This window comes from Paracoccus versutus (assembly GCF_000763885.1).
Taxonomy (GTDB): domain Bacteria; phylum Pseudomonadota; class Alphaproteobacteria; order Rhodobacterales; family Rhodobacteraceae; genus Paracoccus; species Paracoccus versutus.
Genome location: NZ_JRKO01000034.1, coordinates 28,110 through 54,768 on the forward strand (window position 1 = coordinate 28,110; position 26,659 = coordinate 54,768).

Sequence of the window (26,659 nt, forward strand, 5' to 3'; positions counted from 1 at the left end):
GGGGGAAAGATGTCAGCTACGCTCAACTACACGGCCACCACCACGGTCGGCGATCTTCTGGTCCGGGCAACGGCACGGACGCCGGACAAGGACGCGATCCGGTTTCCCGACCAGAACCGCAGCTTTCGCCAGCTGCACCAGGCCGCCATGCTGCGGGCCCGCGAACTTTACGGCCTGGGCGTGCGGCCCGGCGACCATGTCGGGATCTTCCTGCCCAGCTGCATCGAATACCTGGAATACTACTTCGGGCTGGCCTATCTGGGCGCGGTCTCGGTGCCGATGAATGCCCGCTATCGCGAACACGAGCTGCGCTACCAGACCGTCAACGCCGACCTGGTGCATATCATCTCGACAACGCAGGTGGCCGAGGGGCTGGACTTCCGGGCGCGGCTGCACCAGGCCTTTCCGGCCCTGCGCGACGCGCCCCCGGACCAGCCGATCAGCCTGCCCGAGGCCCCCCGCTTGCGCGGCATCACCCTGCTGACCGACGAACCCTCGGCCGGATGCCTGCGCCAGTCCGTGTCCCAGCGCTTCGCCGCCGATGTCGAGGACGCGCTGATCGACCGGCTGCGCCGCGCCGTCACGCTGCGGCAGACGGCGCTGATATTGTATACTTCGGGGACGACCTCGAATCCGAAAGGCTGCATGATCAGCCACGAGGCGCTGGTCCGCACCGGCATGGGCCTGGCCGAGCGCTACGGGATGACCGATCGGGACGCGTTCTGGTCGCCCCTGCCCATGTTCCATGTCGGCGCGCTTTTCCCGCTATGCGCGGCCTATCATGCCGGCGCCACCTATATCGGCATGCAGCATTTCGACGCCGGCGCTGCGCTGCGGCTGGTGCGCGAGGCGCGGCCGACCATCGGCTATCCCAGCTTTGCCCTGTTCCTGTCGGACATGGTCTATCACCCGGATTTCCGCGCCGAGGACATGGCATCGCTGCGGCTCATCAACTGCTCGATGGCGCTGAGCCCGGAGCCGTTCCGCGAGTTGATGCGCAAGAGCTTTCCCAACGCGGTCTTCGTCGGCACCTATGGCATGACCGAAACCGCCGGCACCGTCACCACCAGCGACCCCGCCGACAGCGAGGCCGAGCGCTTCAACCGCCTTGGCCGTCCCTTCGACGGGCTGTCCGTGCGCATCGCGCGCGAGGACGGCACCGAGGCCGCGCCGGGCGAGATCGGCGAGATCTGCGTCAAGGGCTTCTCGATCTTCACCGAATATTACGGCGATCCCGAAAAGACCGCCGAGGCCAAGCGCGACGGCTGGTTCCATACCGGCGACCTCGGCTCGCTCGACGCTGCCGGCACGCTGATGTTCCACGGCCGGGCCAAGGACATGCTGAAGGTCGGCGGCGAAAACGTCGCCGCGCTGGAGATCGAGATGGTCGTGGCCCAGCATCCCGCGGTCAAGACCTGCCAGGTCGTCGGCAAGCCCGATCCGCGGCTGCAAGAGGTGCCGGTGGCCTTCGTGGAACTGGTGCCGGGCCAAAGCGTGGACCCGGCCGCGCTGATCGCCTATTGCAAGACGCGCATCGCCAGATTCAAGGTGCCGCGCGACGTCCATTTCATCGCCGAATGGCCGATGTCCGCCAGCAAGATCCAGAAATTCAAGCTGCGCGACATGGTGCAAGAGATGGCGGCGGATAGCTGCGCCGCCCAATAATCCATCACAAGTATTTTTACTTCGTTCTACAATATTTTTATATCCATCTGTGATATACATAGTATTGTGGAGGAAGCCGAGAATCCGTCACGGATCGCGAAGGATCGCGATCCGATACCGGGCGACCGCCAGGTCAACCCGCCGTTCACATTCCTGGGGAGGAAACCGTCGTGAAACTGTCCAATCTGTTCGCCACCTGCACCGCAATGGCGTTGCTGCCCGCCATGGCCGCCCAATCCGACGAGTATCACGTCGTCGTCCTGCAAGCCCTGACCGGCCCCGCAGCCTTCATCGGCACCGCCGTCGCCGACGGCATGCGCCTGGCCGAGCAGCAGATCAACGAACAGGGCCTTCTGGGCGAGGGCAACACGCTCAAGGTCACCTATGCCGACGACGCCACGGATCGCACGCAGACCATGTCGCTGATCGCGCGCTATGCCAACGATCCGTCGATCCTGGGGATCCTGGGTCCGACCAGCGGCGCGGTCGCGATCGCCGGCGCGTCCTCGGGCAACCAATACAAGGTGCCCGTCGTCACCACGACGAACACGCCCGAGGTGCTGGATCAGGGGCCCTGGTCGTTCATCCTGACCCAGCCGCCGGAAATCACCATCCCCTATCTGGTGGATTACGCGGCCGATGTGAAAGGCGTGAAGGAATGCGCCGTCATCGGCATCCGCGACATCGAGGCCTATGTCGCGCTGCAAAAGCAGTTCGAGAAGCTGATGACCGACAAGGGCGTCAGGATCACCACCGTCGAACAGGTCGGCGGCACCGATTCCGACTTCTCGTCGGTGGCGACCAAGATTGCCACCTCGCAGCAGGATTGCGTCTTCGTCTCGGCCTCGGCCTCGCAGGGGGCGAACATCATCGTCCAGCTGCGCCAGGCCGGACTGGACCCGGCGACGCCGGTCTTCGGCCACAATGCCTTCGCCTCGCCCGAATTCCTGAACCGCGGCGGCGCCGGCGTCGAGGGCGTCACCTTCATCGCCGACTGGGTGCCGGGCGGCTATGACGATTTCACCAAGGCCTTCGCCACCGAGTTCAGCGAGACGTTCGGCCACGAGGCCGACAACTGGAACGCCGTCGGCTACGGCGGGATGCTGGTGATGGCCAATGCGCTGAAGTCCATGCCCGAACCCACGCGCGAGGCGCTGCGCGACCAGCTGGGCAAGACCAGCGAGGTCCGCGTGGCCGCCGGCCAGGGCAGCTATTCGGTGGACGAGAAACGCTATCCGCATGTGGGCATGAACGTGCTGACGGTGCAGGACGGCGCCTTCGTCCAGGCTCCGCGCTGATCGCCCGCGCGCCATGGGCCGGGGCGCCGGGCGCCCTGGCCGCAACCCTTTTGGACGGACCACCGGGATGCTACTGCAACAGATACTCAATGGAACGGTGTCCGGCGCGATCTATGCCCTGTTCGCGCTTGGCTTCACGCTGATCTTCGGCGTGCAGAAACTGCTGAACCTCGCCCATGGCGCGATCTTCATGGCCGGTGCCTTCATCGCCTATTACGCGACGGCGCAGGGGCTGCCCTTCTGGTTCGCGCTGCTGCTGGCGACCATCGCGACCGGGGCGATCTCGGTCGTGGTGGATTTCGTGGCCTTCCGGCAATTGCGCAAGTCGGGCCATGCCGAATTCGCCGCCATCGTCACCTCGATCGGGGTGGACCTCATCCTGATGAACATCGCCCAGCAGGTCTCGAACACCAAGGTGCTGAGCTTTCCCTTCGGCACCTTCCCGGTCAAGTTCTTCAGCTTCTGGGGGATGCGCATCTCGCTGTTGCAGCTGACCATCCTGGGGCTGGTGCTGGTCCTGGTGCTGGCCCTGGCCTATTACATCAACCGCACCAGCTTCGGCCGCCAGGTCCGGGCGGTGTCCAGCAACGAACATGCCTCGGCGCTGCTGGGCATCTCGGCCGCGGCGGTCTATCGCCAGACCTTCTTCATCGCCGGGGCGCTGGCGGGGCTGGCGGGGGTGCTGATCGGCCTGTCCTTCAACTCGATCCACTTCATGATGGGCGAGCCCTTCCTGCTGCAAGCCTTCGTCGTGGTGGTGATCGGCGGGCTGGGCTCGCTTCAGGGCGCGGTGGTCGCGGCGATCCTGATCGGGATCGTGCAGTCGCTGACCATCGCCTATCTGTCCAGCGAACTGTCCACCGCGATCATCTTCGCGCTGCTGTTCGTCACGCTGCTGTTCTTTCCGAACGGCCTGTTCGGACGCGCCGGCAACTATGCAGGAGGAAGCCGCAGATGATGTCCTTTTACTATTCCTATCAGCCGCTCATCGACTTCTTCCTGATCGCGGTCGGGCTGGGCTACAGCCAGCAGCTGGCGCTGCGCGCGGGCGTGTTCTCGATCGCGACGGCGGGCTTCTCGGCGCTTGGCGCCTATGCCACGGCGATCCTGGTGACGCGATACGGCGTCCCGGTGCCGGCGGCCATCCTGGTCTCGGCCGTGGTGGGGATGGCGGTCAGCTATGTGCTGTCGGTGCCGCTGGCGCGGCTGCGCGGCGCCTTCCAGGCCATCGCCACGCTGGCCTTCGTGCAGGTGGTGATCGCGCTGCTCTTGTATTTCGAAAGCTTCACCGGCGGCGCCATCGGCATCTCGGGCATCCCGCGGGTGATGAATACCGGCTGGCTGCTGCTGGCGGTGCTGGTCACGATCTACGTGATCTGGTCGATCAACCGCACCTCGGTCGGCCGGGTGTTCAACGCGCTGCGCCAGGACGATTCCGTCGCCGCCTCGCTCGGCGTGCCGATCAAGTCCTATTACGCGCTGGCCTTCGTGCTGTCGGGGCTGATCGGCGCGGTCTTTGGGGCGCTGCGTTCGCTTTACGTCTTCAACATCGAGCCGGTGGATTTCGGCTTTCACGCCATGGTCGCCAGCCTGACCGTGGTGGTGCTGGGCGGGCGCAACACGCTCCTGGGCCCCATCGCCGGGGCGCTGATCATGGCGATCCTGCCCGAACTGGCGCGCCCGCTGGCCGAGAACCGCGGCATCCTGAACGGGGTGATCCTGATCCTGGTCATCACCTTCCTGCCGAACGGCGTGGGCGATGAGCTGGTCTACTGGCTGCGCCGCCGCCTGCGCCGCGCGCCCAAAACCATGTCCAAGCGGAAGGAGGGGGCCGATGTCGTCGCTGCGGATTGAGGACGCCTGCAAGTATTTCGGAGGGCTGAAGGCCGTCGACGGCATCAACATGACCGTCCCCGCCGGCCGGATCACCGGGCTGATCGGCCCGAACGGCGCCGGCAAAAGCACCGTCGTCAACATGATCTCGGGCGTCTACAGCCTGACCAGGGGCGAGGTCTACCTGGACGAGCAACAGCTTACGCGGCTGCATGTGGACGAGGTCGCCCGCTGCGGCATCGCCCGCACCTTCCAGAACATCCGCCTGCTGCCCGAGGAAAGCGTCCTCGACAATGTCGTCATCGGCTATTTCCGCAAGCAGCGCAGCGGGGTCATGTCCAGCCTGATGGGCCTGCCCGCCGCCCTGGCCGAGACCCGCCGCCTGCGCGAGCAGGCCTGGGAGCTGCTGGGCCGCTTCGGCATCCAGAAATATGCCGATTACGAGGCGGGCAGCCTGCCCTATGGCCATCAGCGCCGGGTCGAGATGGCCCGTTCGATCGCCGCGGCGCCGCGCATCGTCATGCTGGACGAGCCCGTGGCCGGCATGAACGAGGTCGAATCCGCCGAAATGGCCGAGATCTTCGAGGATCTGGCGCGTTCGGGCATGGGGCTTTTGCTGATCGAGCATAACGTGGCCTTCGTCTCGCGCCTGTGCAGCCAGGTCTATGTGCTGGATTCCGGCCGCATGATCGCCGAGGGGCCGCCCGAGGCCGTCACCCGCGATCCAAAGGTCATCGAAGCCTATATCGGAGGCAAGGCCGATGCTGCTTGAAGTCAGGAATCTGAGCGTCTCCTACAAGGGCATCCAGGCGCTGCGCGATGTCAGCCTGCATGTGAACCGCGGCGAGATGGTGGCGCTGGTCGGCTCGAACGGGGCGGGGAAATCGACGCTTCTGAACGCGCTGAGCCGGACCGTGGTGCCGCAAAGGGGGCAGGTCGTCTTCGACGGCAAGGATCTGGGCCGCATGGCCGCCTTCCAGGTCTCGCGCCAGGGCCTGCTGCATGTCCCCGAGGGGCGGCAGGTGCTGGCCGACATGTCGGTCTGGGAAAACCTGCAGCTGGGCATGCTGGCCCTGGGCCAGCGGCCGGCGCGATACAGCCTGGAACAGGTCTACGGCATCTTCCCGATCCTGGAGGAGCGCGCCGACCAGATCGCCGGCACGCTCTCGGGCGGCCAGCAGCAGATGCTGGCCATCGGCCGGGCGCTGATGGGCGCGCCCGAGATCCTGCTGCTGGACGAGCCGTCTCTGGGCCTGTCGCCGCTGATGGGCGACCAGGTCTTCGACGCGCTGACCCGGCTCAACCGCGAGGGGCTGACCATCCTGCTGGTCGAGCAGAACGCCTATCGCGCGCTGGAATGCACGCAGCGGGCCTATGTTCTGGATCGCGGCCGGATCGTGATGGAGGGCGCCTCGGACGTGCTGATGCGCGACCAGCGGGTGATCGAAAGCTACCTGGGCGCCTGAGCGGACATGGCCGAGCGCATCCTGACCCTGCACCAGCTCAGCCTGCGCGACACCGATCCGGTGGCGCTGGTCCGGGCCGCCGCCGCGGCGGGCTTTCCCTTCGTCACGGTCTTTCTGCACCCGCCGGCGCCGCAGCTCGACATCTTTCCGCGGCTGCTGCCCGGCGCGCCCACGCGGGCCTTCGTGCAGGCGCTGGGGGCCGAGGGCGTGCAGGTCCACAATGTCGAGGCCCTGCCCTTTTCCGGCCGCACCGATTCCGCCGACTACCTGCCGGTGCTGGACCATGCCGCCGAGATCGGGGCGCGGCGCGCCACCGTGCTGGTCTACGACCGCGACCTGCCCCGCGCCTCGGGCCGACTGTCGCAGACCTGCGACGCGGCAGCCGCGCGCGGCATCGCCCTTTCCATCGAGTTCATGGCGTTTTCCTCGCTGCGCACGGTGGGCGAGGCGGCGGATTTCGTGCGCCAGAGCGGCCACGCGAACCTGAGCCTGCTGGTCGATCCGCTGCACCTGGCGCGCACCGGCGGCAGCCCGGCCCAGCTTGGCGCCCTAGCCGACACCATCGGCGCGCTGCAATTCTGCGACGCGATGCTGGCCCCGCCCGAGGACGCCTTTCGCGAGGCGGTCGAGGATCGCGAGATACCGGGCGAGGGCGAACTGCCCCTGCAAGCCCTGCTGGACGCCACCGATCCCGGCCTGCCGCTGGATGTCGAGGTGCCGATGCTGAGGCTTGAGAAACAGGGGCTGGACCCCATCGCCCGCGCGCAACTGCTGAAACGGGCGCTGCTGCGCTATCGGCTGTGAAGGGCCGGGCCTTCAGCTGCGCCGCACCAGCACGCGGCGGCCGGAAATCCTGACCTCGACCCTGGGCAGGTCGCTGCAAAGCGAGGACATGGCCTTGCCGGTCGAGCAGTCGAAGCGGGCGCCGTGCTTGGGACAGATGACCACGTTGCCTTCCACCTCGCCCTCGGACAGGCGGGCGAAGTTATGCGTGCAATTGCCCGAAAAGGCGACGATCTCGCCGTCGCGGCGGCACAGGATCACCTCGCGCCCGCCCGCGGTGACGAACCAGGGCCCCATGCTCGGCACCTGCATGACCGCACCGACATCGACGAATTCCTCGGCATCGGCGCCCAATCCTCTGGGGATCATTCTCTGCCCTTCCCTTCTTGCGGCAGGTTTCAAGGGAAACGCCGGGCCGGTCAACCGGCCCGGCGCATGGCTCAGGCGCGGCGCTGGTCGAAGCGACGGCCGATCATGGCGGCGGTGATGTTCACCTTCTGGATGTCCACCGCGCCGCCGGCGATGCCCCAGCCCCAGGAATCTCGCAGCCGGCGTTCCATCGGATATTCCTTGGAATAGCCGTAGCCGCCCATCAGCTGCACGGCATTGCCGGTCACTTCGCGCGAGATCTCGTTGGCAAAGCATTTCGCCAGCGAACTGTCCAGGATCGAAGGCATCCCGTCCTGGGCATTCTGCGCCGCGCGATGGATCAGAAGCCGCGCCGCATCGACGCGCAGCCGCATCTCGGCCAGCTTGATCTGCACCGCCTGGAAATCGACCAGCGGCCGGCCGAACTGGTGGCGTTCCTGGACATAGCCCAGCACATCCTCGAGCGCGCCGGAAGCCTGGCCCAGCGACATGGTGGCATTGCCGCAACGCTCCAGGTCGAAGGCTTCCATCAGCCGCTTGAAGCCGCCGCCGGGCACGACGACATTCTCCAGCGGCAGCTCGACATTGTCGAAGAACAGGTCGCTCGACGGCACGCCGCGGAACCCCATCAGCCGCTCTTGCGGGCCGAAGCTGAAGCCGGACGTGCCCTTTTCCACATAGACCGCACCGATCGAGCCCGCGCCCGGCCTGTCGTCGAAACGGGCATAGACCAGGTAGCCCTGGGCATGGCCGCCGCCGGAACACCAGCGCTTCGCGCCGTTCAGCACCACCTTGTCCGATTCGACGCGGGCGCGGGTCTTCAGGTCGGTCAGGGCCGAGCCGGCATCGGGTTCGGACATGCCGATGGCGACGACCTTCTCGCCCCGGCAGACGGCGGGGATCACCCGCGCCTTCAGGCTTTCCGGCGCGAAACGCTCGATGGCGCGCACCGGGCCGACGCAGGATTCGAAGACCGGAAACGCCACGGCCGAGCTGATCTTGGCGAACTCCTCGACGACGAGCAGCGCCTCCAGGTTGCCAAGCCCCATGCCGCCGTATTCCTCGGCCACGTTGATGCCAAGAAAGCCCAGCTCGGCATAGCGCCTGACCCATTCATGCGGGACGGGCTCTGCCTTCTCTTCAAGGTCGCGGGCAAGATCCACCAGCTCGGTGCGGGCGAACTTGCGCGCCGCCTCTTGCAGGTCACGCTGGATCTCGGTCAGCCGGAAATCCATCCTCTCCTCCAAAAATACAGTTTATGCTTTCTTAGTATACGTAAAGGCCATCGTTTGAACATATATAAATTGACACGCCCGCAAGAATCGACCAGTTTCCGGGGGCAAGACGAGCGGGAGAGGGCCATGCAACAAAGCCGCACCGACATCCTGAAGGCCTATCGGCAGATGCGGATGATCCGGGACTTCGAGGAAAGACTGCATATCGAGAATCGCAGCGGCGAGATCGCCGGCTTCACGCATCTGTATGCGGGGCAAGAGGCGATCGCCGTCGGCATCTGCGAGCATCTGACCGACCGCGACTATATCAGTTCGACCCATCGCGGGCATGGCCATTGCATCGCCAAGGGCTGCGACCCGCGGCTGATGATGCACGAGATCTATGGCCGCGCCGACGGGCTGTGCAAGGGCCGCGGCGGCTCGATGCACATCGCCGACATCGACAAGGGGATGCTGGGCGCGAACGGCATCGTCGGCGGCGGCCCGCCCATCGCGGTGGGGGCGGCGCTGGTCTGCCAGGCGCGCGGCGACGGCAGCGTGGCGGTGTCCTTCGGCGGCGGCGGCTCGTCGAACCAGGGCACGGTCTTCGAGGCGATGAACATGGCCGTCGTGCTGAAGCTGCCCAAGATCTTCGTCTTCGAACTGAACGGCTATTCCGAACACACCGGCGAAGGCTATGGCATCGGCTCGGACCTGGTCGGGCGGACGCGAGGCTTCGGGCTGCCGGTGTTCGAAGCGGACGGTTTCGACTATTTCTCGGTCCACCAGGCGATGGCGGATGCGCTGGAGCATGTGCGCGCAGGCAAGGGCCCCTGCGCCCTGATCGCCGAGGCGACCCGCTATTTCGGTCATTTCGAGGGCGACCCGCAGAACTACCGCGCCAAGGACGAGGTCAAGACCCTGCGCGAGACCCAGGACGCCCTGCTGCGTTTCCGCCGGAAAGTCACCGAGGCCAAGCTGATCGAGGCGGCCGAGCTGGATGCCATCGACGCCGAGATCGCAGCCTTCATCGAGGATTGCGTGGCCTCGGCCCGCAAGGCGCCGGCGCCGGGGGTCGAGATCATGCTCTCTGACGTCTATGCCGATTACTAGGACCGCATCATGACCGTGAAGACTATGCGAGAGGCGCTGAACGAGGCGCTGTTTCAGGAGATGCGCCGCGATCCCGGCGTCATCGTCATCGGCGAGGACGTATCGGGCGGTGCCGGCGGCTCGTCGGGCAGCCGCGATGCGGCCGGCGGCATCTTCGGCGTGACCAAGGGTCTGATGGGCGAGTTCGGCGACAAGCGCGTCATCGACACGCCGATTTCGGAAAGCGCCATCATCGGCCTGGCCAATGGCGCGGCGCTGGCCGGCATGCGCCCGGTGGCCGAGCTGATGTTCGCCGATTTCGTCGGCGTCGCCATGGACCAGATCTATAACCAGATGGCCAAGTTCCGCTATATGTTCGGCGGCAAGGCCAAGGCGCCCATCGTCGTGCGCATGTCCATGGGCGCCGGCATGAACGCCGCCGCCCAGCACAGCCAGACCATCTATTCCATGCTTTCGGCCGTGCCGGGGCTGAAGGTGGTGGTGCCGTCGAACCCGGCCGATGCCAAGGGCATGCTGGCCGCAGCGATCCGCGACGACGACCCGGTGATCTTCCTGGAACACAAGGCGCTTTATTCCAGCAAGGGCGAGGTGCCGGACGGCGAATACGTGGCGCCGCTGCATGGCGCGAGCCTGGTGCAATCGGGCAAGGACGCGACCGTGGTCACGCTGGGCCGCATGGTCTCCTTTGCCGCAAAGGCGGCGGCGAAGCTGGCCGGGGACGGGATCACCGTCGATCTGATCGACCTGCGTTCCACCTCGCCCATCGATGAAGAGATGATCCTGGAAAGCCTGTCGCTGACCGGGCGGCTGGTGGTCGTGGACGAATCCAACCCGGTCTGCTCGATCGCCTCGGAAATCGCCGCCATCGCGGCCGAAAAGGGCTTTGCCTCGCTGCGTGCGCCGGTGGTGCGGGTCACGGCGCCGCATACGCCGGTGCCCTTCGCCCGCGAATTGGAGCGCATGTATGTTCCCGGCCCCGACCGGATCGAAGCGGCCATCCGCAAAGCCGTGAAAGGAGAGTGAGCATGGCCCGGATCCATCCCGTCACCCTGCCGAAATGGGGCCTTGAAATGTCCGAGGGCCAGATCTCGCGCTGGATCGTCGCCGAGGGCGACAGCGTCGAGCCGGGCACCGAGCTGGTCGACATCGAGACCGACAAGATCGTCAATACGCTGGACACCGACAGGGGCGGCACCCTGCGCCGCATCCTGGTGCCCGAGGGCGAGACCGCCCCGGTCGGCGCGCTGATCGCCGTGCTGGCCGAGGCCGATGCCAGCGAGGCCGAGCTGGCCGAATTCATCGTCTCCTATGTGCCCGTCGATGCCTCGTTCGAACCCAAGGACGAGGGACGGGCGGAATCCGCAGGGCCCGAACCCTCCCCCGCCGCCGATGCTCCTGCGGATGCCGGCGCCGCACCGAAAGCCTCCCCCTTGGCGCGCCGCATCGCCGAGCAGGACGGCATCGACCTGGCCGGGGTCGAGGGTTCGGGCTGGGGTGGCAAGATCAGGAAGGCCGACCTGCCGCCGCGCCCCGCCGCGCTTGCCCCCGACGAGGCGGCAAGGCGGAATGCGGGCGCCCATGCCAGCCCGGTCGCGGTGAACTTCGCCAATGCGCTTGGCTTCGACCTGACCGGGCTGAAGCCAAGCGGCTACCGCGGGCGCATCTCGCTGGCCGATGTGCAGGCGGCGGTCCAGGCGGCCGGCCTGTGGTCGCCGCAGGCCACCGCGATTCCCGCCGCGCCTGGGGCAGCGCCGGCAGCGGCTGCGGCGCAGGGGGTCGAGCAGCCCTTTACCGGGATGCGCAAATCCATCGCCAACGCGCTGCGCCATTCCAAGCAGACCGTGCCGCATTTCTACACCGCCATGGATGTCGAGATGGACGCGCTGATGGCGCTGCGCAGCCAGTTCAACAGCGGGCGCGAGAGCGCGAGAATTTCGGTCAACGACTTCCTGCTGCGCGCCGCCGCCCTGGCCCTGGCAGCCCATCCCGAGGTGAACATCCAGGTCTCGGACAGCGGCATCACCCGCTTCGACCAGGTGGACCTGTGCGTCGCGGTCGCCATCGACGCCGGGCTGGTCACGCCGGTGATCCGCAATGCCGCCCAGCGGCCCCTGACCGAGATCTCGGCCGAAGCGGGCCGGCTGATCGCCGCCGCCCGCGACCGCAGCCTGACCGCCGAGGATCTGCGCGGCGGCACCTTCACCCTGTCCAACCTGGGCATGTATGGCGTGCGCAGTTTCGATGCGATCATCAACCCGCCCCAGGGCGCGATCCTGGCGGTGGGCGGCCCCCGGCGCGAGGCGCGCGAGACCGCCGATGGCGGGCTGCGTTTCGCCAGCGTCGCGACGCTGACGCTGTCGGCCGATCACCGCGGCATCGACGGCGCGGTCGCCGCGCAGTTCCTCTCCACCCTCAAGGCCCGGATCGAAGCGCCGATGTCGCTGGTGATGTGACGCCGCATCCCGGCGCGGCAAAGGCCCCCTTTCGGGGGCCTTTCCTATTCGGGGACGGGCCAATGCGCCGCGAAGGGATGCGAGGCGTCGTAAAGCTCCAGCAGTTCCACGACATTGCCGTCCGGGTCATGGCCATAGACCGCGTTGAAGGTCGGCCGCGGCAGGGGCGAGGAATGGAACACCACGCCCTTCTGCCGCAGCCGTTCGTATTCGGCGTCCAGATCCTGCACCGCCAGGCAAAGATGCGTCAGCCCGGCCCCGAACAGGCGCTGATGCGGGCTGCGCCGTTCCGGGGCCGGCGCCTCGAACTGGAACAGTTCCAGATAGCAGTTCCGGTGCCGCAGCATCGCCAATTGTGCGGCCGAACCGCTGGCGCCCAGCAGCGCGTTCTGGACCTCGGCATCGGCGGTCCAGGACTGGCGGTGGACCAGCTCGAACCCCAGCACCTCGGTATAGAAGCCGATCAGCCTTTCGATGTCATGGGTCGAGATCGCCGCGTGATGAACCCCCAGGATCACGCCCGCTGTTCCTCGGGCTGGTAATGCCGCAGCCAGCCGGTCCAGCTGGGCAGCGATTCAGGATAGTCGCCGGGCATCGGCGCCTCGTATCCGCGCTGGCGCAGCGGCGAGGCCAGCGCCTCGGCATAGCTTTGCACCGGGACGTAATACAGGAACTTCAGCAGCCGCGAGGCGAAATACCATTTCCCGTCGCGGCGGCGGTATTCGTCCTCGTAGCGTAGCGAGCCGACCAGCACCTGCTGGTTGCGCACCGCCTCGGCATGGCAGAACACCTCGCCGGTGGCGCGGTCCGGGTCGGCGGGATCGAAGGTGACGACAGTGTCATGGGTCCAGTGGACCGACAGGCCCAGCACCTCGAACCGCTTGCGATACATCTGCATGATGCCCCCGAGCCCCTCGCCCTTCATGCGTCCGTCGGCGGAGCGCACCCAGGAATCCTCGCGAAACAGCGACCGCAACAGGGGCACGTCGCGGTCGTCGCAGGCTTTGCAGTAATGCGAAATCAGCGCCAGGATCTCGGCACGCGATTCCAGGCGGTCCAGCCGGGTTTCCAGATCGGTCAACTTGTCTCTCCCTTACAGCAGTAAAACTGTTATTGCACACATTGACTCGGTTTTCATTATATAGTTTTATCGTTTGTGTATAAATATGCCGCGCAGCCAGTTCGGGATCCGCTGATGACCCTTGACGCGTTCCACCCTCTCAAGGCCTCGGAAAGCACCCCGCCCGCACCGGAGGGCTGGATCGAGCTGCCCTCGCCCGGCGGGTTCTGCGACACCTTCGGCCCCGTGCATGCGACGCGCGACGGGGCGGGGCAATTCGCGGTAGGCTTTCGTTGCGCGGAACGCCACCTGAACCCATCGCGCTATTGCCACGGCGCGGCGCTGGCGGCCTTTACCGACATGCAGGCTTACGGCGTGCAGCATCTGGTCGGCCATGCGGCGGCGGTGGTGCCCACGATCTCGATGAACATCGACTTCCTGTCCATCGTCCACCTCGGCGACTGGGTGCGCGGCGACATCGAGGTGACGCGCAAGACCCGCAACCTGGTCTTTGCCCAGATGCGATGCAGCGTCGGCGACCGGCCGGTGATGAACGCCCGAGCCCTGTTCAAGGTGATGGCGATGGACGCGCTGGCCGACACCACCTATTTCGACCGCATCGGCCCCGAGATCGAGCGCCGCTTCGCGCGCATCGGCCGCTGATGGCAAGCCAGCCCCCCATCCCCGGCAGGCGATACGACCTGACCGCCGCGCTGGACGACCGGGTGCGCGCACTTTGCGCCGCCCCGCCGCGGCAGGGCGACCTGGCGCATCCGATCCACGCCTATCTGGGCGCGCTGGCGGCAATGCCGGCGCCCATCGGCGATTTCAGCCGCAACCTGGGGCTGGCCTTCGATGCCGGTCCGGTGCTGGGCGAATGCCGGCTGTCCTTTCCCGGCCGGCTGCGGGTCGGCCAAGCCTATGACGCCACGGTCGAGGTTCTGGACCTGACGCGCAAGCCCAGCCGCCGCTTTGGCCAGGCCGACCATCTGGCGCTGGCCATCACGCTGTCGGACCAGGCCGGCCCGGCCAGCGTGCTGCAATTCAGGATGATTACCCCGGTGGTGGCCGATGACTGACAGGCAGGACGAAACCGGCTGGAGCTTCGGCCCGGTCAGCGGCCCCGACATGGCGGAATGGTGCGCGCTTCTGCGCGACGACAACACCATCCACCTGCGGCGCGAGGCCGCCGAGGCGGCGGGCTTCGGCCCCCGGCGCGTCAATCCCGGCCCGGCCAACCTGGCCTATGTCATCAGCGCCGCCATGGCCGCCCATCCGCAGGCCGAGTTCGCCGAGATCGCCGCCTTCTTCGCCGACAACGTCTTCGAAGGCGACCGGCTTGCCGCCCGGCTGACCCCCGAGCCCGGCGGCGCACTTTACGCCGAGGGGCGCGGGGCACCGGTCCTGCGGGTCCAATTCAGCTTCAAGGAGCATGACTGATGTCCGATATCCTGACGGCAAGCGGCACGACGGTCTGGCGCCTGATCGCCGGGCGCGCCCATGACCGGCCCGAGGCGCCGGCGCTGATCGAGGGCGACCGGGTGCTGAGCTATGCCGGGATGATCGCCGCCGCCGACCGCATCGCCGCCGATCTGGCGGCGCGGGGCGTGACGCGGGGCGACCGCGTGGCCGTCCTGTCCGAGAACTGCATCGAATACGGCCTGACGCAGCTGGCCTGCGCCAAGCTGGGGGCGATGGTCGCCTGCCTGAACTGGCGGCTGGTGGCGCCGGAACTGGCCTGGTGCATCGACCTGGTCCAGCCGCGGCTTATGCTTTGCTCGGCCCGCCACCGCGACCTGGCCCGCGCCGCCTGCCCCGACCGCAAGGCCCTGGACCTGCGCAGCCTGGGATGCGAGGGCGAGGCCCCCGACCAGGCCCGGCCCGAGGACGGGTTCATCATCATCTATACCTCGGGCACCACCGGCCGGCCCAAGGCCGCCGTCATCAGCCAGCGGGCGCAGATCGCGCGCATGTGCGCCTTTCGGCTGGACCTGGGGCTCGCGCGCGAGGACGGCTATATCTCATGGGCGCCGATGTTCCACATGGGGGGCACCGAGCATCTGTTCTCGACCCTGCTGATCGGCGGCGCCGTCACCGTGATGGACGGGTTCGACGCCGACCGGATCATCGACACGCTGGAGCAGCAGCGCATCGGCTGGCTGATGACCGTGCCCGCCACCACCGAGCTTCTGCTGGCCCGCCTGCGGACGCGCCGGCCCCGGATCAAGGGCGTGCGGGTGGTCGGAGCCATGGCGGACATGACGCCGGCCGCGGTCATCGACGAGGTGACGCGGCGTCTCGACGCGCCCTATCTCAATTCCTTCGGCGCGACCGAGACCGGGATGCCGCCGCTCTCCGGCGACCTGATCCGGCCCGGAGAGATGCCGCGCAGCCTTGCCAAGAAGCTGAGCGTGCTGACCGAGCTGCGCCTTGTCGGCCCCGACGGCCGCGACGTGGCCCAGGGCGAGACCGGCGAAGCCTGGGTCAGGGGGCCGACGCTTTTCAGCGGCTACTGGAACGCCGACGAGGTCAACCGCGACAGTTTCAGCGGCGGCTGGTTCCACATGGGCGACCTGTTCCGCCGCACGCCCGCGGGCTATGAATTCGCCGGGCGTTCGAAATATCTCATCAAGTCCGGGGGCGAGAACATCTATCCGGCCGAGATCGAGCGGGTGATCCTGGCCGATCCGCGCGTCGCCGACGCCATCGTCGTGCGCCGCCCCGATCCGCATTGGGGCGAGGTGCCGGTGGCGGTGGTGGCGCGCTGCGACGACAGCCTGGACGAGGCCGGGGTGATCGCGCTGTGCCGCGCCAGCCTGGCCGGCTACAAGCGCCCCAAGGACGTGGTCTTCGTCCCGGTCGAGCGCTTTCCGCGCAGCACCAGCGGCAAGATCATCCGCGAAGAGGTCGAAACCATGGTGCTGGACGCCACGGCCTGAACGGCCGCGGCGCCCTGCTTCATTCGACGAAACGGCCCGGCGCCTGGTGATAGGCGGGCGGGACCACGGCGACGTCGAGCCCGCTGTCGATCACCAGAACCTGCCCGGTGATGCCGCGGGCCGAGGGACCGGCCAGATAGGCGAAGGCATCGGCGATGTCCGCGGCCGTGCAGACATAGGGGATGGGATTGCGCGCCAAGGCCCGGTCATAGGCCGCCTGCTCGCCGCCGCTGAGGCTGCTGGTCATGCCCGTCACCACATTGCCCGGCGCCAGCGCATTCACCCGGATCGCGCGCGGCGCCAGCTCCACCGCGCTCGAGCGCGTCAGCCCCACCACCGCGTGCTTGGCGGTGGTATAGGAATGGTTGGCCCAGGCCCCGACCCCCGCCAGGCTGGCGGTGTTCAGGATCACGCCGCCCTGGTCGCCCATGGCGTTCGCGGCGTGCTTGGTGCCATGGAAAACACCGCTGACCATGACCTCCAGCACGCGGTTGAAATCGCGCGCCGCGGTCGTTCCGATCGGGCCGATGGCGCCCAGGATGCCGGCATTGTTGATCATGCAATCCAGCCGGCCGTGACGGTCCAGCGCCGCCTGCACCAGCGCCTCGACCTGGCGCTCGTCGGCGACGTCGCAGGCCAGGGCGGTCGCGCCAAGCTCCCGCGCCAGGGCCTGCACGCCCTCGGGCCGCAGGTCGCCCAGGACCAGCCTCCAGCCCTCGCGGTGAAAGCGGCGGGCGGTCGCCGCGCCCAGCCCCGAGCCCGCGCCGGTGATGACGGCGACCTTGTCCAGCGTGTCATTCATCTTGCAGCAGCGCCTCCAGCTCGCCGATCTGTGCCTCGCTCAACCGCAATTCGGCGGCCTTCGCATTCGCAATCACCTGTTCGGGCTTGGTCGCCCCGGCCATGACCGAGGCCACGACGGGCCTGGACAGCAGCCAGGCAAAGGCGACCTCGGTCATGGCAAGCCCGTTCTGGTCGCACCAATCGGCGATGCGGTCCACGCGGGCCAGGTTCTCGGGCGTCAAATAGCGGTCGGCCAGCCGCGCGATCTTGCCGAAACGCCCCTCGCCCGTGTCGCCGCCGCGGTATTTGCCGGTCAAGAGCCCCGAGGCCAGCGGGAAATAGGGCAGCAGCCCCAGCCCCAGCGCGTTCAGGCAGGGGATCGTCGTCGCCTCGGCCTCGCGCCGGATCAGCGAATATTCCGCCTGGAGCGAGATGAAATGCTGCACGCCCAGTTCCCGCGCCAGGTGGTGGGCATGGGCGATTTCCCAATCCGCCATGTTCGAGGTGCCGATATAGCGGACCTTGCCCTGGGCGATCAGCCGGTCCAGCGCGTCCAGCGTCTCCTCGATCGGGGTGGTCGGGTCCGATTCGTGCAGCTGGTAAAGGTCGATCCAGTCGGTGCCCAGCCGGCGCAGGCTGTCCTCGACGCAGCGGATGATATAGGAGCGGTCGGCGCCGCGGCTGCCGTCGGCCATCTGCATGCCGAACTTGGTCGCCACCACGGCCCGGCCGCGCCGCGGGCCCAGCGCGCGGCCCAGGAACTCTTCCGAACCGCCTGAACGGCCATAGATGTTGGCGGTGTCGAAAAAGGTGATCCCGGCATCCAGCGCCGCATCGACCACGCGGCGCGATTGCGCCTCGTCCGTGGTCCAGTTGAAATTGTTGCAGCCCAGCCCGACCGCCGAGACGGTCAGGCCCGAGCGGCCCAGCTTGCGATAGTCCATGCTTGCACCTTTCTAGAGTTCGCGGATCACGTCGCGCCCGTCCCAGCCCACCGAAGGCAGGCGCATGCGGTCGAACATCTGCCGCCGCTCGGGCTTCAGATCGACCAGTTCGATCATCGGCGCATCGGGATCGGCGGGGTCGCACAGATAGCACATGCGCGACAGGGCCTGGCGGCCCTCGATGGCGCGGACCATGCCGCGCGCCTCGGCCGCCGCCAGCTGCGCGTCGAAATCGTCGCAGAGAAAGCCGAAATGCTGAAGCCCGGCGCCGCGCCTTTCCAGGAAGTCTCGATAGGGCGAGGCTGCGTCGGCCGGCTCGATCAGCTCGATCTGCACCGGGCCGGTATAGCCCATCAGCACCCGCCTGTGGATCTGGACCGAGACCGGCTCGTCCCAGATCTTCAGCACCTGGAACGGGATCGGCACCGGATAGACGAAGAAGGGCCCGACCCCCATGCGCCCGGCCCAGTCATGGGCGGCGGCATCGGCATCGGGGACCACATATCCGTGCTGGAACAGGGTTCCGTAATGGCGGCTCATGCTTTGCCTCCTTGGTGGCGGGTGGTTGCCGCGATCCGCGCCGCGGCGGCGCTACGGCCGGCCATCCCGGGCCGGCCCCAGCGTGGCGAAGGAAAAGGGGTGGCTGTCATCCGTCACCTCCAGCAGTTCCAGCACATTGCCGTCGGGATCGTGGCCGTAAACCGAGGCATGGCTGGCCCGGCGCTGCGGGGCCGAGCGAAAGCGGATGCCCGCCGCCTCGAGCCGGGCGACCTCGGCCGCCAACTCGCGGACATGCAGGCAAAGATGGGTGATGCCGTGGTCCTGGATACCGCGGTCCGGCCGGCTGGGGGCGGGGCTCGAGAACTCGAAAAGCTCCAGAAAGCAGTTGCCGGCGCGCAGCTTGGCCTGGCGCGCCGCCGATCCCCTGAGGCCCATGATCGTGTCGGGCAGCGCCGCGCCCTGCGCCCAGTCCATGCGCGAGGCGACGGTGAAGCCCAGCACGTTGCAATAGAAATCCAGCGCCCGGTCCAGGTCCGGGGTCGAGATGGCGGCGTGGTGGATGCCCAGGATCATGGCCGCGCCTCGGCCGCCGCATTGCTGCCCGCCACCCGGCCGAAGACGATGGCATTGCCGATCGAGGCGCCGCCGCCGGCATAGCAGGGGCCGAACATGCCGCCCGTCGTCTCGCCCGCGGCATAGAGGCCGGCAATCGGCCGGTCGGCCTGGTCCAGCACCCGCGCCTCGGTGTCGATCCTCAGCCCGGTGCCGGTCCAGCACACGATGGCCGGCCGGATGCGCGCGCCGTAGAAGGGCGGGGTCGAAATCGGCTTCAGATGCTCGGCCGGCTTGAAGAAATGCGCATCCCGCCCGGTTTCGGCGGCGCGGTTGGCGGCGGCGACGGTGGTGGCCAGCGTCGCCGCGTCGATGCCGAGCTGCGCCGCCAGCCCCTCCAGCGTATCGGCCTGCGCGACCTGCCCGCGGGCGGCGAAATGCGCCAGCCGGTCCGCCGACCAGTTCGGCGCGGTGGCCGAGCGGGCCTCGCGCCGCGCCGCCTCGTCGAAGATCGCGAAGCATTCGCGCGCGGTCTGTTCGTTCAGCAGTTCGGACAGGATGGAATATTCGCAGGATTCGTCGACGAAGCGGCGCCCCTCATGCGTGACATGGATCAGCCAGGGCGGCAGATAGGTCTCCAGCTCCTTTTCCCAGCCCGGCGTCATCAGCAGAAGGCCGCGATCCGGCCGAGTGATGCCGGCGCCAAGGCGGCGGCCGATGCGAATGCCGTCGCCCTGGGAATGGGGCGAGCCGATATACCAGGACAGCTCGCCCTGCGCCGCGGCCGTGGGGTAAAGCTCGGCCAGCAATTGCCGGTTGGCGCCGAAGCCTCCGGTGGCCAGCACCACCGCCCCCGCCGTCACCCGGTCGCCCTCGACCAGGATGCCGGCGACGCGGCCATCCTCGACCAGCAACTCCTGCACCCGGCTGCGCAGCGCCATGTCCACGGCAAGGCCGCTCAGCGAGCCCTCCAGCACCTCGGCGATCTCGGCGCCATGGCCGCGGGCGCGATGGCCGCGCCGGATCTTGTCCACGCCCGAGCAATAAAGGTTCTCCTCGGGGAAATCGACGCCCAGCCCGACCAGCCAGTCGAAGGCCGGCGTCGCGTCGTGGCACAGCCGCCTGACCAGCGCCGGGTCGAGCTTGTATTGGTTGATATGCAGGTAATAGCGGTAAAGCGCCTCGGGCGTGTCCTCGATCCCCGCCCGGCGCTGGAGCGAGGTGCCCGCCGCATAGAACACGCCCCCCGACAGGGCGGTCGAGCCGCCGGCCTTGTCGCCCGCCTCGACCATCAGCACGCGGGCGCCGGCCTGGGCGGCCATATGCGCCGCCGCAAGCCCGGCCCCGCCGGCGCCCACCACGATGACGTCGTAGTCCCTGTCCATCACGCTGCTCCCTTCATCCCCGGTGCGGCGCCCTGGGCCATGTCCTCCAGGACCATGGCGGCGCATCTCTCGCCGATCATGATCGACGGCGCGTTGGTGTTCCCGGCCGGCAGCCGCGGCATGATCGAGGCATCCGCCACGTAAAGCCCGCCGATGCCATGCACGCGCAGCCGGTGATCGACCACGCCGCCCGCAGCCAAGGGCAGCATGGCGCAAGAGCCCACGGGATGCAGGTTCGCGATGCCGTTGCCACGCAGCCAGTCGACGATCTCGGCCTGGGTCCGCACCGCGGGGCCGGGGCGGATCTCTTCGGCCATATAGCGGGCCAGCGCCGGCTGGCCGGCGATATGGCGCGTGATGCGGACGGCATTGGCCATGGCCATCCGGTCCACCTCGTCGCGAAAGAAATTGTGCCGGATCACCGGATCGGCAAAGGGATCGGGCGCGCGCAGCCGCACCTCGCCGGTCGCCACAGGGTCCAGATGCACCGGGCTCATGGTGAAGCCGGGAAAGTCGTGGACCCGCATCCCCCGCCTGTCGCGCGAGGCGACCGACCATATGTTGGTGTTGATCTGCAGGTTGGGCCGGTCCCTGGTCTCGTCCGTGCGGGTGAAGATGCCGGCAAAGATGCCGTTCGCGGCCAGCGGACCGCGCCGGGCCAGCACATATTGCGCCCCGGCGATGGCCTTGCGCAGCGGGCTGCGCGCCAGTTCGTTGATCGTCACCGGCTCGCGGCAGCGAAAGATCAGCGAGCAATAGAAATGGTCGCGCAGGTTGGCGCCGACGCCGGGCAAGTCGTGCAGCACCTCGATGCCGTGGTCGCGCAGATGATCGGCCGGGCCGATCCCCGAAAGCTGCAAGAGCTGGGGCGAGCCGAAGGCCCCGCCGCAGACCACGACCCCGTGCCGCGCCCGCGCCCGCAGGATGCGCCCGCCTTGGCGGTATTCGATGCCGACGGCCTTGCGGCCCTGAAACAGCAGCCGCGTGGCATGGGCGCCGGTGTCGACGCGCAGGTTGCGGCCCGCCGCCGACAGGTAGGCGCGGGCCGAGTTGCAGCGCCGCCGGTTGCGGGTGGTGGTCTGGAACAGGCCCGCCCCCTCTTGCTGGGCACCGTTGAAATCGGGGTTTGCGGGGATGCCGGCCTGTTTCGCGGCCTCGATGATCGCCAGCGCCACCGGCGATGGGTCGGGCTGGTCCGAGACGGCCAGCGGCCCGCCGATGCCGTGATAATCGTCGGGGCCGCGCGCCTGGTCCTCGGCCTTCTTGAACCAGGGCAGCACGTCCTGCCAGCTCCAGCCGGGATTTCCCAGCTGCGCCCAGTTGTCGTAATCGCTCGGATGGCCACGGATATACAGCATGCCGTTGATCGAGCTGGTGCCGCCCAGAACCTTGCCGCGCGGGTTGTACATCGGCCGCCCGTTCAGTTCCGGCTCTGGCTCGGATTCGAACATCCAGTTCACCTTGGGATTGGTGAACAGCATGGGATAGCCCATCGGCACCTTGATCCAGAAGGCGCTGTCGCGCGGGCCCGCCTCGAGCAGCAGGACACGGTATTTCCCCGATTCCGCCAGCCGTCCGGCCACCGCGCAGCCCGCGGAACCGGCGCCCGAGACGATGAAGTCGAACTCGCTGTCGAAACGCATTGCGTCCTCCTTGCGCAACGGGCGCGCCCCTGCCGGCGCGCGCGCATGCGATGCCTTACAGATCCTCGGGGCGCGCGAAGCTGCCGTCCTTGACGGTCAGGATGCCCATGCCGAAGGTCGCGGCGCGTTCCGGGGTGAAGTTGTAGACGCCCTCGCCCACGATCACCGGCACGTCCTTGATGCCGGCCAGGGCGTCGCGCATCTCCTCGCGCGTGGCATCCGGCCCGGCACGGCGCAGCGCGTCGGCAAAGACCATCATCGTCGAATAGCCCTGCGGCGCCCAATTGTCGGCCTCGACCCCGTGCCTGGCCTTGTAGGCTTCGGCAAAGGCGCGCGAGGGCTCGTCGAAGCCGCCGGGCGTCCATTCGCCGATCACGGTCACGCCCTCGACCGCGCTGCCGCCGGTGTTGAGGAACTCGGGCGAGGCCAGCGATTGCAGCCCGAAGATCTGCACCTCCGGGTCAAGGCCCGCCTGCTTGAACTGCATGATGACATTGGCGCCAAGCGCGGCCGGCGTGGCGATGAACAGGCAGTCGGCATCGCTTTGCGCCACCTTCACCGCCAGGGCCGAGAAGTCGATGTCGGACAGCTTGACGCCGTCGAGCTGCGCCTTCACTCCGTGTTCCTTCACCCGCTCCATGAACACATTCGCCATGGCGACATAGGCTTCGTTGTCCAGGACGGTGATGACCGCGCAGTCCTGCACGCCGCGCTTTTCGGCGGCATAATCGGCGATCGGCGGCGTCGCGATCGAGGCCGGCTGCGAAAACGGGAAGGACCAGGGCCCGGCCTGCGGCACGGCGTCGTTGTTTGACTGCATATAGGCCAGGATGCCCAGATCGTTGGCCGCGGCCGCAGCCGCCGGGGCGATGGCGCCGGTGGTCGGGCCGATGATGGCGATGTTTTCCGAATCCGCGGCGCGCCGGCCGATCAGGCCCAGCGCCTGGCCGCGGTCGCCCGCATCGTCGTCCAGCGTATACTGGATGGTGACGCCCTCGCCCGCCAGGCCCTTGGCATTGATGTCCTCGATGGCCATGACCGCGCCGTCGGCGATGCCGCGGCCGATGAAGGCCGGGCTGCCGGTCAGCGACTGGATGATCGCCACCTTGACCTCCTTGGCCATGGCCATCGGCGCAAAGGCGGCAGAGGCGGCAAGCGCGGTGCCCATCAGGATTCTCAGTGACATTCGTTCCTCCCGTCCTTGGGCGCGCTGCCGCCGCGCCCTGGCGCGGCAATCCGGCTGCCCCTGTTGAAACCGGCGCCCGACACGGCCGCACCGGAAAAGCGGCGGGCGGTCGTCGATTCGTGCACGCGGGTAAATGAACACAAATTCACAGTTGTTGTATACAAAAATATGTGCCTATGAATTATTGGACGGAAGAATCCGAAGAACCCCGGCCGGGAAGGGAGAGGCTCGTGTTCCTGCAACAAATCGTCAACGGATTGGTGATCGGCGGGGTCTATGCGCTGTTCGCGCTTGGCTTCACGCTGATCTTCGGCATCCACAAGATCATGAACCTCGCCCATGGCGGGATCTTCATGACCGGGGCCTTCATCGGCCTTTACTCGGTCCAGGCGGGATTGCCGCTTTGGCTGGCCTTCATCCTGGCGATGATCGGCGCCGGCCTCGTCTCGGTCATCATCGAGGTCACGGCCTTTCGCCGCCTGCGCCAAAGCGGCGAGGTCGAGTTCAGCGCCCTGATCTCCTCCATCGGGGCGAATCTGGTGCTGGTGTCCATCGCGCAGATGCTGTCCAAGACCCAGGTGCTGCGCTTTCCCTTCGACACCTTCCCGGTGGTGATCTTCAAGGTCTGGGGGCTGCGGGTCTCGGCGTTGCAGCTGGCGATGGCGGTGCTGGCGATCCTGCTGGTGGCGGGGCTTTCCTGGTATCTCTACCGGACCGGCTTTGGCCGCCAGGTCCGCGCTGTGGCGCAGAACGAGCGCGCGGCGCTGCTGGCGGGCATCCGGCCCAGCGTCATCTATTTCCAGACCTTCATGCTGTCGGGCATGCTGGCAGGGGCGGCGGGGGTGCTGGTCGGGCTGGCCTTCAACTCGATCCATTTCATGATGGGCGACCCGTTCCTGCTGCGCGGCTTCGTGGTGGTGATCCTGGGCGGGCTGGGCTCGGTCGCGGGGGCGCTGGTCGCCTCGCTGGGCTTCGGCGTGCTGCAGACGCTGAGCGTCGCCTACCTGTCCTCGCGGCTGTCCGACATCATCATCTTCGGCCTGCTCTTTGCTGTGCTGCTGCTGCGCCCCAACGGCCTTTTCGGGCAGGACGAGGCCGGCGTGCTGAGGGGGCGCCGCTGATGGACACGCTGCTGAGCTTTCGCCCGCTTTTCGACCTGTTCCTGATCCACCTGGGCTTTGCCTATTCGCAATATATCGTGCTGCGCGCCGGCGCCTTTTCCATCGGCAATGTCGGCCTGTCGGCCATCGGCGCCTATACCGCGGCCATCCTGACGGTGAACTACGGCCTGCCGCTGCCGGTGACGCTGCTGGCCGGGGCCTTTGCCGGGCTGGCCTTCGGCGCGCTGCTGGCGATCCCGCTGGCGCGGCTGCGCGGGGTCTACCAGGCCATCGCCTCGCTGGCCTTCGTGCAGATCGTGCTGTCGGCCAATCTTTATGCCGAGAACGTCACCGGCGGCGCCATGGGCTTTTCCGGCATCCCCAAGCTGGTCGGCACCGGGACGCTGCTGGTCTTTGCCCTGGCGACGATCCATGTGATGCTGGCGATCTCGCGCTCGCGGCTGGGCCGGGCCTTCGACGCCGTGCGCGAGGACGAGGGCATGGCCGTGTCGCTGGGCATCAACGCCGCGCGCACGCAGGCCATCGCCTATATGATCTCGGGCCTGCTGGCCGGGCTTTTCGGCAGTCTCGAGGCGCTGCATTCCTATGCGGTCGAGCCGAACCAGTTCGGCTTTCACCTGATCATCGTGATCCTGTCCTATGTCGTGCTGGGCGGGCGGCGCAGCGTCTGGGGGCCGCTGGTGGGCGTCGCCCTGCTGATCGCGCTGCCCGAGATCTCGCGTCCGCTCGCCGATGCGCGGATCATGATCTATGGCCTGATCCTGATGGCGGTGATGAACTTCATGCCGCGCGGCATCGTCGACACGCTGGTCGCCCGCCGCACCCGCGCCGCCAACCCCGAGGTCCGCCAGGCAGAGGTGAAGGGATGACCGATCTTGTCCTTGAGCATGTCCACAAGAATTTCGGCGGCGTCATCGCCTCGAACGATGTCAGCATGCGGGTGCCGGCGGGCCGGATCACCGGCCTGATCGGGCCGAACGGCGCCGGAAAGACCACGCTGATCAACCTGATCACCGGCATGCTGTCGCTCAGTTCGGGCAGGGTGCTGTTCGGGGGGCGCGACATCTCGGCCGAGCCGGCCGACAAGGTGGCGCGCGCCGGCATGGGCCGCACCTTCCAGAACATCCGCCTGCAGAAGGAGGCGAGCGTGCTGGCCAATGTCATGGTCGGCTTTCACCGGCACGAGACCTGTTCGCTGGTCGCGGCGATCCTGGGCCTGCCCTCGTCGCGGCGCGAGGATGCGCTGCTGCGGCAAAAGGCGATGGCGCTGCTCGGGCGGTTCGGGATGGCCGGGCATGCCGACAGCCCGGCGGGCAGCCTGGCCTATGGCCATCAGCGCAAGGTCGAGATGATGCGGGCGCTCGCCACCGATCCCGACCTGATCCTGCTGGACGAGCCCGTCGCCGGCATGAACGACGTCGAGGCGCTGCAACTGGGCCGGATCTTTCGCGAGCTTGCCGACGAGGGCAAGGCGATCCTGCTGATCGAACACAACATGCGCTTCGTGCAGGAGCTGTGCGACCACGTCTATGTGCTGGACGGCGGCCGGCTGATCGCCGAGGGCAAGCCCCGCGACGTGGTCGCCGATCCCGCCGTCATCACCGCCTATCTGGGAGAGGAATGATGCTGCTGACGGTGACGGACCTCCATGCCTCCTACAGCGGCATCCGCGCGCTGGCCGGGGTTTCGCTGAACGTCGCGCAGGGCGAGATGGTGGCGCTGATCGGGCCGAACGGCGCCGGGAAATCGACGCTGCTGAACTGCATCAGCGGCATCGTCCGGCCCGGTGCCGGCCAGATCCGGGTCGAGGAGGCCGAGCTGGTGCGAAAGCCCGCCTGGGCCATCGCGCGCATGGGCATCCTGCAATCGCCCGAGGGACGGCAGGTGCTGCCCGACATGTCGGTGATCGAGAACCTGCGGGTCGGCGCCAACGCCCTGCACGGCCGCCGGCCCACCCATGACATCCAGGCGGTGTTCCGCCTGTTCCCGATCCTGCGGGAGCGGCAGGAACAGCTGGCCGGCTCGCTTTCCGGGGGCCAGCAGCAGATGCTGGCCATCGGCCGCGCGCTGATGGGCGGGCCGCGCCTGCTGCTTCTGGACGAGCCCAGCCTGGGGCTTGCCCCGGTCATCGTGCAGCAGGTCTTCGACGCGCTGGCGCAGCTGCGCCGCGACGGCATGACGATCCTGCTGGTGGAACAGAACGCGCGCAAGGCCTTGCAGGTCTCGGACCGCGCCTATGTCATCGAACACGGCCATGTCGTGGCCGAGGGGCCCAGCCGCAGGCTGGCGCAGGACGACGGCGTGATCGCGCATTACCTGGGCACCGGCGGGCATTAGCCCGCCCTGCCCTT

Annotated in this window: 29 protein-coding genes; 18 read left to right on the forward strand and 11 right to left on the reverse strand. The window is 67.8% G+C overall.

Annotated elements, in window-relative coordinates:
- Positions 1-9: 9 nt before the first annotated feature.
- The 7 genes from IT40_RS15825 to IT40_RS15855 all read left to right on the forward strand — a co-directional run bounded on the left by IT40_RS15825 (position 10) and on the right by IT40_RS15855 (position 7,066).
- On the forward strand, positions 10-1,665 hold the full coding sequence (locus IT40_RS15825) for a class I adenylate-forming enzyme family protein (protein WP_036757218.1): 1,656 nt from the start codon (positions 10-12) through the stop codon (positions 1,663-1,665).
- Between the two features lie 170 nt (positions 1,666-1,835).
- Positions 1,836-2,963 (forward strand): ABC transporter substrate-binding protein, encoded by a 1,128-nt coding sequence (locus IT40_RS15830; protein ID WP_036757221.1) that lies wholly within the window; start codon positions 1,836-1,838, stop codon positions 2,961-2,963.
- A 67-nt stretch (positions 2,964-3,030) separates the two neighbouring features.
- Positions 3,031-3,921 carry a branched-chain amino acid ABC transporter permease gene (locus IT40_RS15835; RefSeq protein ID WP_036757225.1) on the forward strand — a complete coding sequence of 297 codons (891 nt, stop codon included), beginning with the start codon at positions 3,031-3,033 and terminating at the stop codon, positions 3,919-3,921.
- Complete coding sequence (locus IT40_RS15840; protein ID WP_024844832.1) at positions 3,918-4,817, forward strand: branched-chain amino acid ABC transporter permease; 900 nt, start codon at positions 3,918-3,920, stop codon at positions 4,815-4,817. The genes IT40_RS15835 and IT40_RS15840 overlap by 4 nt, the downstream gene beginning before the upstream one ends.
- The gene (locus IT40_RS15845) at positions 4,798-5,568 is read left to right on the forward strand and encodes an ABC transporter ATP-binding protein (protein ID WP_036757227.1); all 771 of its coding nucleotides are present in this window, start codon (positions 4,798-4,800) and stop codon (positions 5,566-5,568) included. The genes IT40_RS15840 and IT40_RS15845 overlap by 20 nt, the downstream gene beginning before the upstream one ends.
- Complete coding sequence (locus IT40_RS15850) at positions 5,558-6,262, forward strand: ABC transporter ATP-binding protein (protein WP_036757230.1); 705 nt, start codon at positions 5,558-5,560, stop codon at positions 6,260-6,262. The genes IT40_RS15845 and IT40_RS15850 overlap by 11 nt, the downstream gene beginning before the upstream one ends.
- 6 nt (positions 6,263-6,268) lie before the next feature.
- Positions 6,269-7,066 (forward strand): sugar phosphate isomerase/epimerase family protein, encoded by a 798-nt coding sequence (locus tag IT40_RS15855; protein ID WP_052096021.1) that lies wholly within the window; start codon positions 6,269-6,271, stop codon positions 7,064-7,066.
- Positions 7,067-7,078: 12 nt separating this feature from the next.
- Here IT40_RS15855 and IT40_RS15860 read toward each other — a convergent pair whose 3' ends face one another.
- Positions 7,079-7,414 carry a Rieske (2Fe-2S) protein gene (locus tag IT40_RS15860; protein ID WP_036757234.1) on the reverse strand — a complete coding sequence of 112 codons (336 nt, stop codon included), beginning with the start codon at positions 7,412-7,414 and terminating at the stop codon, positions 7,079-7,081.
- A gap of 71 nt (positions 7,415-7,485) precedes the next feature.
- The gene (locus tag IT40_RS15865; protein WP_036757236.1) at positions 7,486-8,649 is read right to left on the reverse strand and encodes an acyl-CoA dehydrogenase family protein; all 1,164 of its coding nucleotides are present in this window, start codon (positions 8,647-8,649) and stop codon (positions 7,486-7,488) included.
- A 126-nt stretch (positions 8,650-8,775) separates the two neighbouring features.
- On the opposite strand from IT40_RS15865, the gene IT40_RS15870 reads away from it, so the two are divergent.
- The 3 genes from IT40_RS15870 to IT40_RS15880 are packed head-to-tail and all read left to right on the forward strand — an operon-like array spanning position 8,776 to position 12,194.
- A complete protein-coding gene (locus IT40_RS15870) occupies positions 8,776-9,741 on the forward strand; it encodes a thiamine pyrophosphate-dependent dehydrogenase E1 component subunit alpha (RefSeq protein WP_036757238.1) in 966 nt (321 codons plus the stop codon).
- 9 nt (positions 9,742-9,750) lie between these two features.
- Entirely contained in the window at positions 9,751-10,764 is a 1,014-nt protein-coding gene (locus IT40_RS15875) for an alpha-ketoacid dehydrogenase subunit beta (RefSeq protein ID WP_024844825.1), read from the forward strand.
- A gap of 2 nt (positions 10,765-10,766) precedes the next feature.
- Positions 10,767-12,194, forward strand: a complete 1,428-nt coding sequence (locus IT40_RS15880; protein WP_036757240.1) for a 2-oxo acid dehydrogenase subunit E2 — start codon at positions 10,767-10,769, stop codon at positions 12,192-12,194.
- Positions 12,195-12,238: 44 nt separating this feature from the next.
- On the opposite strand, the gene IT40_RS15885 is transcribed toward IT40_RS15880, so the two are convergent.
- Complete coding sequence (locus IT40_RS15885; protein ID WP_052096024.1) at positions 12,239-12,712, reverse strand: VOC family protein; 474 nt, start codon at positions 12,710-12,712, stop codon at positions 12,239-12,241.
- Positions 12,709-13,275: a nuclear transport factor 2 family protein gene (locus IT40_RS15890; protein ID WP_036757242.1), complete on the reverse strand. Its 567-nt coding sequence runs from the start codon at positions 13,273-13,275 to the stop codon at positions 12,709-12,711. Before IT40_RS15890 ends, IT40_RS15885 begins: the two co-directional genes overlap by 4 nt.
- A 114-nt stretch (positions 13,276-13,389) precedes the next feature.
- Here IT40_RS15890 and IT40_RS26820 point away from each other — a divergent pair, with 114 nt between their 5' ends.
- Genes IT40_RS26820 through IT40_RS15910 form a run of 4 tightly spaced genes read left to right on the forward strand, consistent with a single transcriptional unit; the run spans position 13,390 to position 16,193 of the window.
- Entirely contained in the window at positions 13,390-13,917 is a 528-nt protein-coding gene (locus tag IT40_RS26820) for a PaaI family thioesterase (protein WP_052096027.1), read from the forward strand.
- Positions 13,917-14,333 carry a hypothetical protein gene (locus IT40_RS15900; RefSeq protein ID WP_036757244.1) on the forward strand — a complete coding sequence of 139 codons (417 nt, stop codon included), beginning with the start codon at positions 13,917-13,919 and terminating at the stop codon, positions 14,331-14,333. The genes IT40_RS26820 and IT40_RS15900 overlap by 1 nt, the downstream gene beginning before the upstream one ends.
- Positions 14,326-14,694, forward strand: a complete 369-nt coding sequence (locus IT40_RS26825; RefSeq protein ID WP_052096029.1) for a hotdog family protein — start codon at positions 14,326-14,328, stop codon at positions 14,692-14,694. The genes IT40_RS15900 and IT40_RS26825 overlap by 8 nt, the downstream gene beginning before the upstream one ends.
- Complete coding sequence (locus IT40_RS15910) at positions 14,694-16,193, forward strand: class I adenylate-forming enzyme family protein (RefSeq protein ID WP_084197184.1); 1,500 nt, start codon at positions 14,694-14,696, stop codon at positions 16,191-16,193. Before IT40_RS26825 ends, IT40_RS15910 begins: the two co-directional genes overlap by 1 nt.
- 19 nt (positions 16,194-16,212) lie before the next feature.
- On the opposite strand, the gene IT40_RS15915 is transcribed toward IT40_RS15910, so the two are convergent.
- Genes IT40_RS15915 through IT40_RS15945 form a run of 7 tightly spaced genes read right to left on the reverse strand, consistent with a single transcriptional unit; the run spans position 16,213 to position 23,187 of the window.
- The gene (locus IT40_RS15915) at positions 16,213-16,995 is read right to left on the reverse strand and encodes an SDR family NAD(P)-dependent oxidoreductase (protein ID WP_052096031.1); all 783 of its coding nucleotides are present in this window, start codon (positions 16,993-16,995) and stop codon (positions 16,213-16,215) included.
- Positions 16,988-17,920 carry an aldo/keto reductase gene (locus IT40_RS15920; protein ID WP_036757248.1) on the reverse strand — a complete coding sequence of 311 codons (933 nt, stop codon included), beginning with the start codon at positions 17,918-17,920 and terminating at the stop codon, positions 16,988-16,990. Before IT40_RS15920 ends, IT40_RS15915 begins: the two co-directional genes overlap by 8 nt.
- A gap of 12 nt (positions 17,921-17,932) precedes the next feature.
- The gene (locus IT40_RS15925; RefSeq protein ID WP_036757250.1) at positions 17,933-18,460 is read right to left on the reverse strand and encodes a VOC family protein; all 528 of its coding nucleotides are present in this window, start codon (positions 18,458-18,460) and stop codon (positions 17,933-17,935) included.
- Between the two features lie 51 nt (positions 18,461-18,511).
- On the reverse strand, positions 18,512-18,994 hold the full coding sequence (locus IT40_RS15930) for a VOC family protein (RefSeq protein ID WP_052096032.1): 483 nt from the start codon (positions 18,992-18,994) through the stop codon (positions 18,512-18,514).
- Entirely contained in the window at positions 18,991-20,358 is a 1,368-nt protein-coding gene (locus IT40_RS15935; protein WP_036757252.1) for an FAD-dependent oxidoreductase, read from the reverse strand. The genes IT40_RS15930 and IT40_RS15935 overlap by 4 nt, the downstream gene beginning before the upstream one ends.
- The gene (locus IT40_RS15940; RefSeq protein ID WP_052096034.1) at positions 20,358-22,001 is read right to left on the reverse strand and encodes a GMC family oxidoreductase; all 1,644 of its coding nucleotides are present in this window, start codon (positions 21,999-22,001) and stop codon (positions 20,358-20,360) included. Before IT40_RS15940 ends, IT40_RS15935 begins: the two co-directional genes overlap by 1 nt.
- 55 nt (positions 22,002-22,056) lie before the next feature.
- Complete coding sequence (locus IT40_RS15945) at positions 22,057-23,187, reverse strand: ABC transporter substrate-binding protein (protein WP_083539207.1); 1,131 nt, start codon at positions 23,185-23,187, stop codon at positions 22,057-22,059.
- A 230-nt stretch (positions 23,188-23,417) separates the two neighbouring features.
- Here IT40_RS15945 and IT40_RS15950 point away from each other — a divergent pair, with 230 nt between their 5' ends.
- From IT40_RS15950 to IT40_RS15965, 4 genes are read left to right on the forward strand one after another with little or no spacing between them, the layout of a single operon-like run.
- Positions 23,418-24,308 carry a branched-chain amino acid ABC transporter permease gene (locus IT40_RS15950; protein WP_036757308.1) on the forward strand — a complete coding sequence of 297 codons (891 nt, stop codon included), beginning with the start codon at positions 23,418-23,420 and terminating at the stop codon, positions 24,306-24,308.
- On the forward strand, positions 24,308-25,177 hold the full coding sequence (locus IT40_RS15955; protein ID WP_036757257.1) for a branched-chain amino acid ABC transporter permease: 870 nt from the start codon (positions 24,308-24,310) through the stop codon (positions 25,175-25,177). Before IT40_RS15950 ends, IT40_RS15955 begins: the two co-directional genes overlap by 1 nt.
- Positions 25,174-25,932, forward strand: coding sequence for an ABC transporter ATP-binding protein (locus tag IT40_RS15960; protein ID WP_036757259.1), 759 nt, complete (start codon positions 25,174-25,176; stop codon positions 25,930-25,932). The genes IT40_RS15955 and IT40_RS15960 overlap by 4 nt, the downstream gene beginning before the upstream one ends.
- 2 nt (positions 25,933-25,934) lie before the next feature.
- Positions 25,935-26,645 (forward strand): ABC transporter ATP-binding protein, encoded by a 711-nt coding sequence (locus tag IT40_RS15965; RefSeq protein WP_208021379.1) that lies wholly within the window; start codon positions 25,935-25,937, stop codon positions 26,643-26,645.
- The last annotated feature ends 14 nt before the right edge of the window (positions 26,646-26,659 follow it).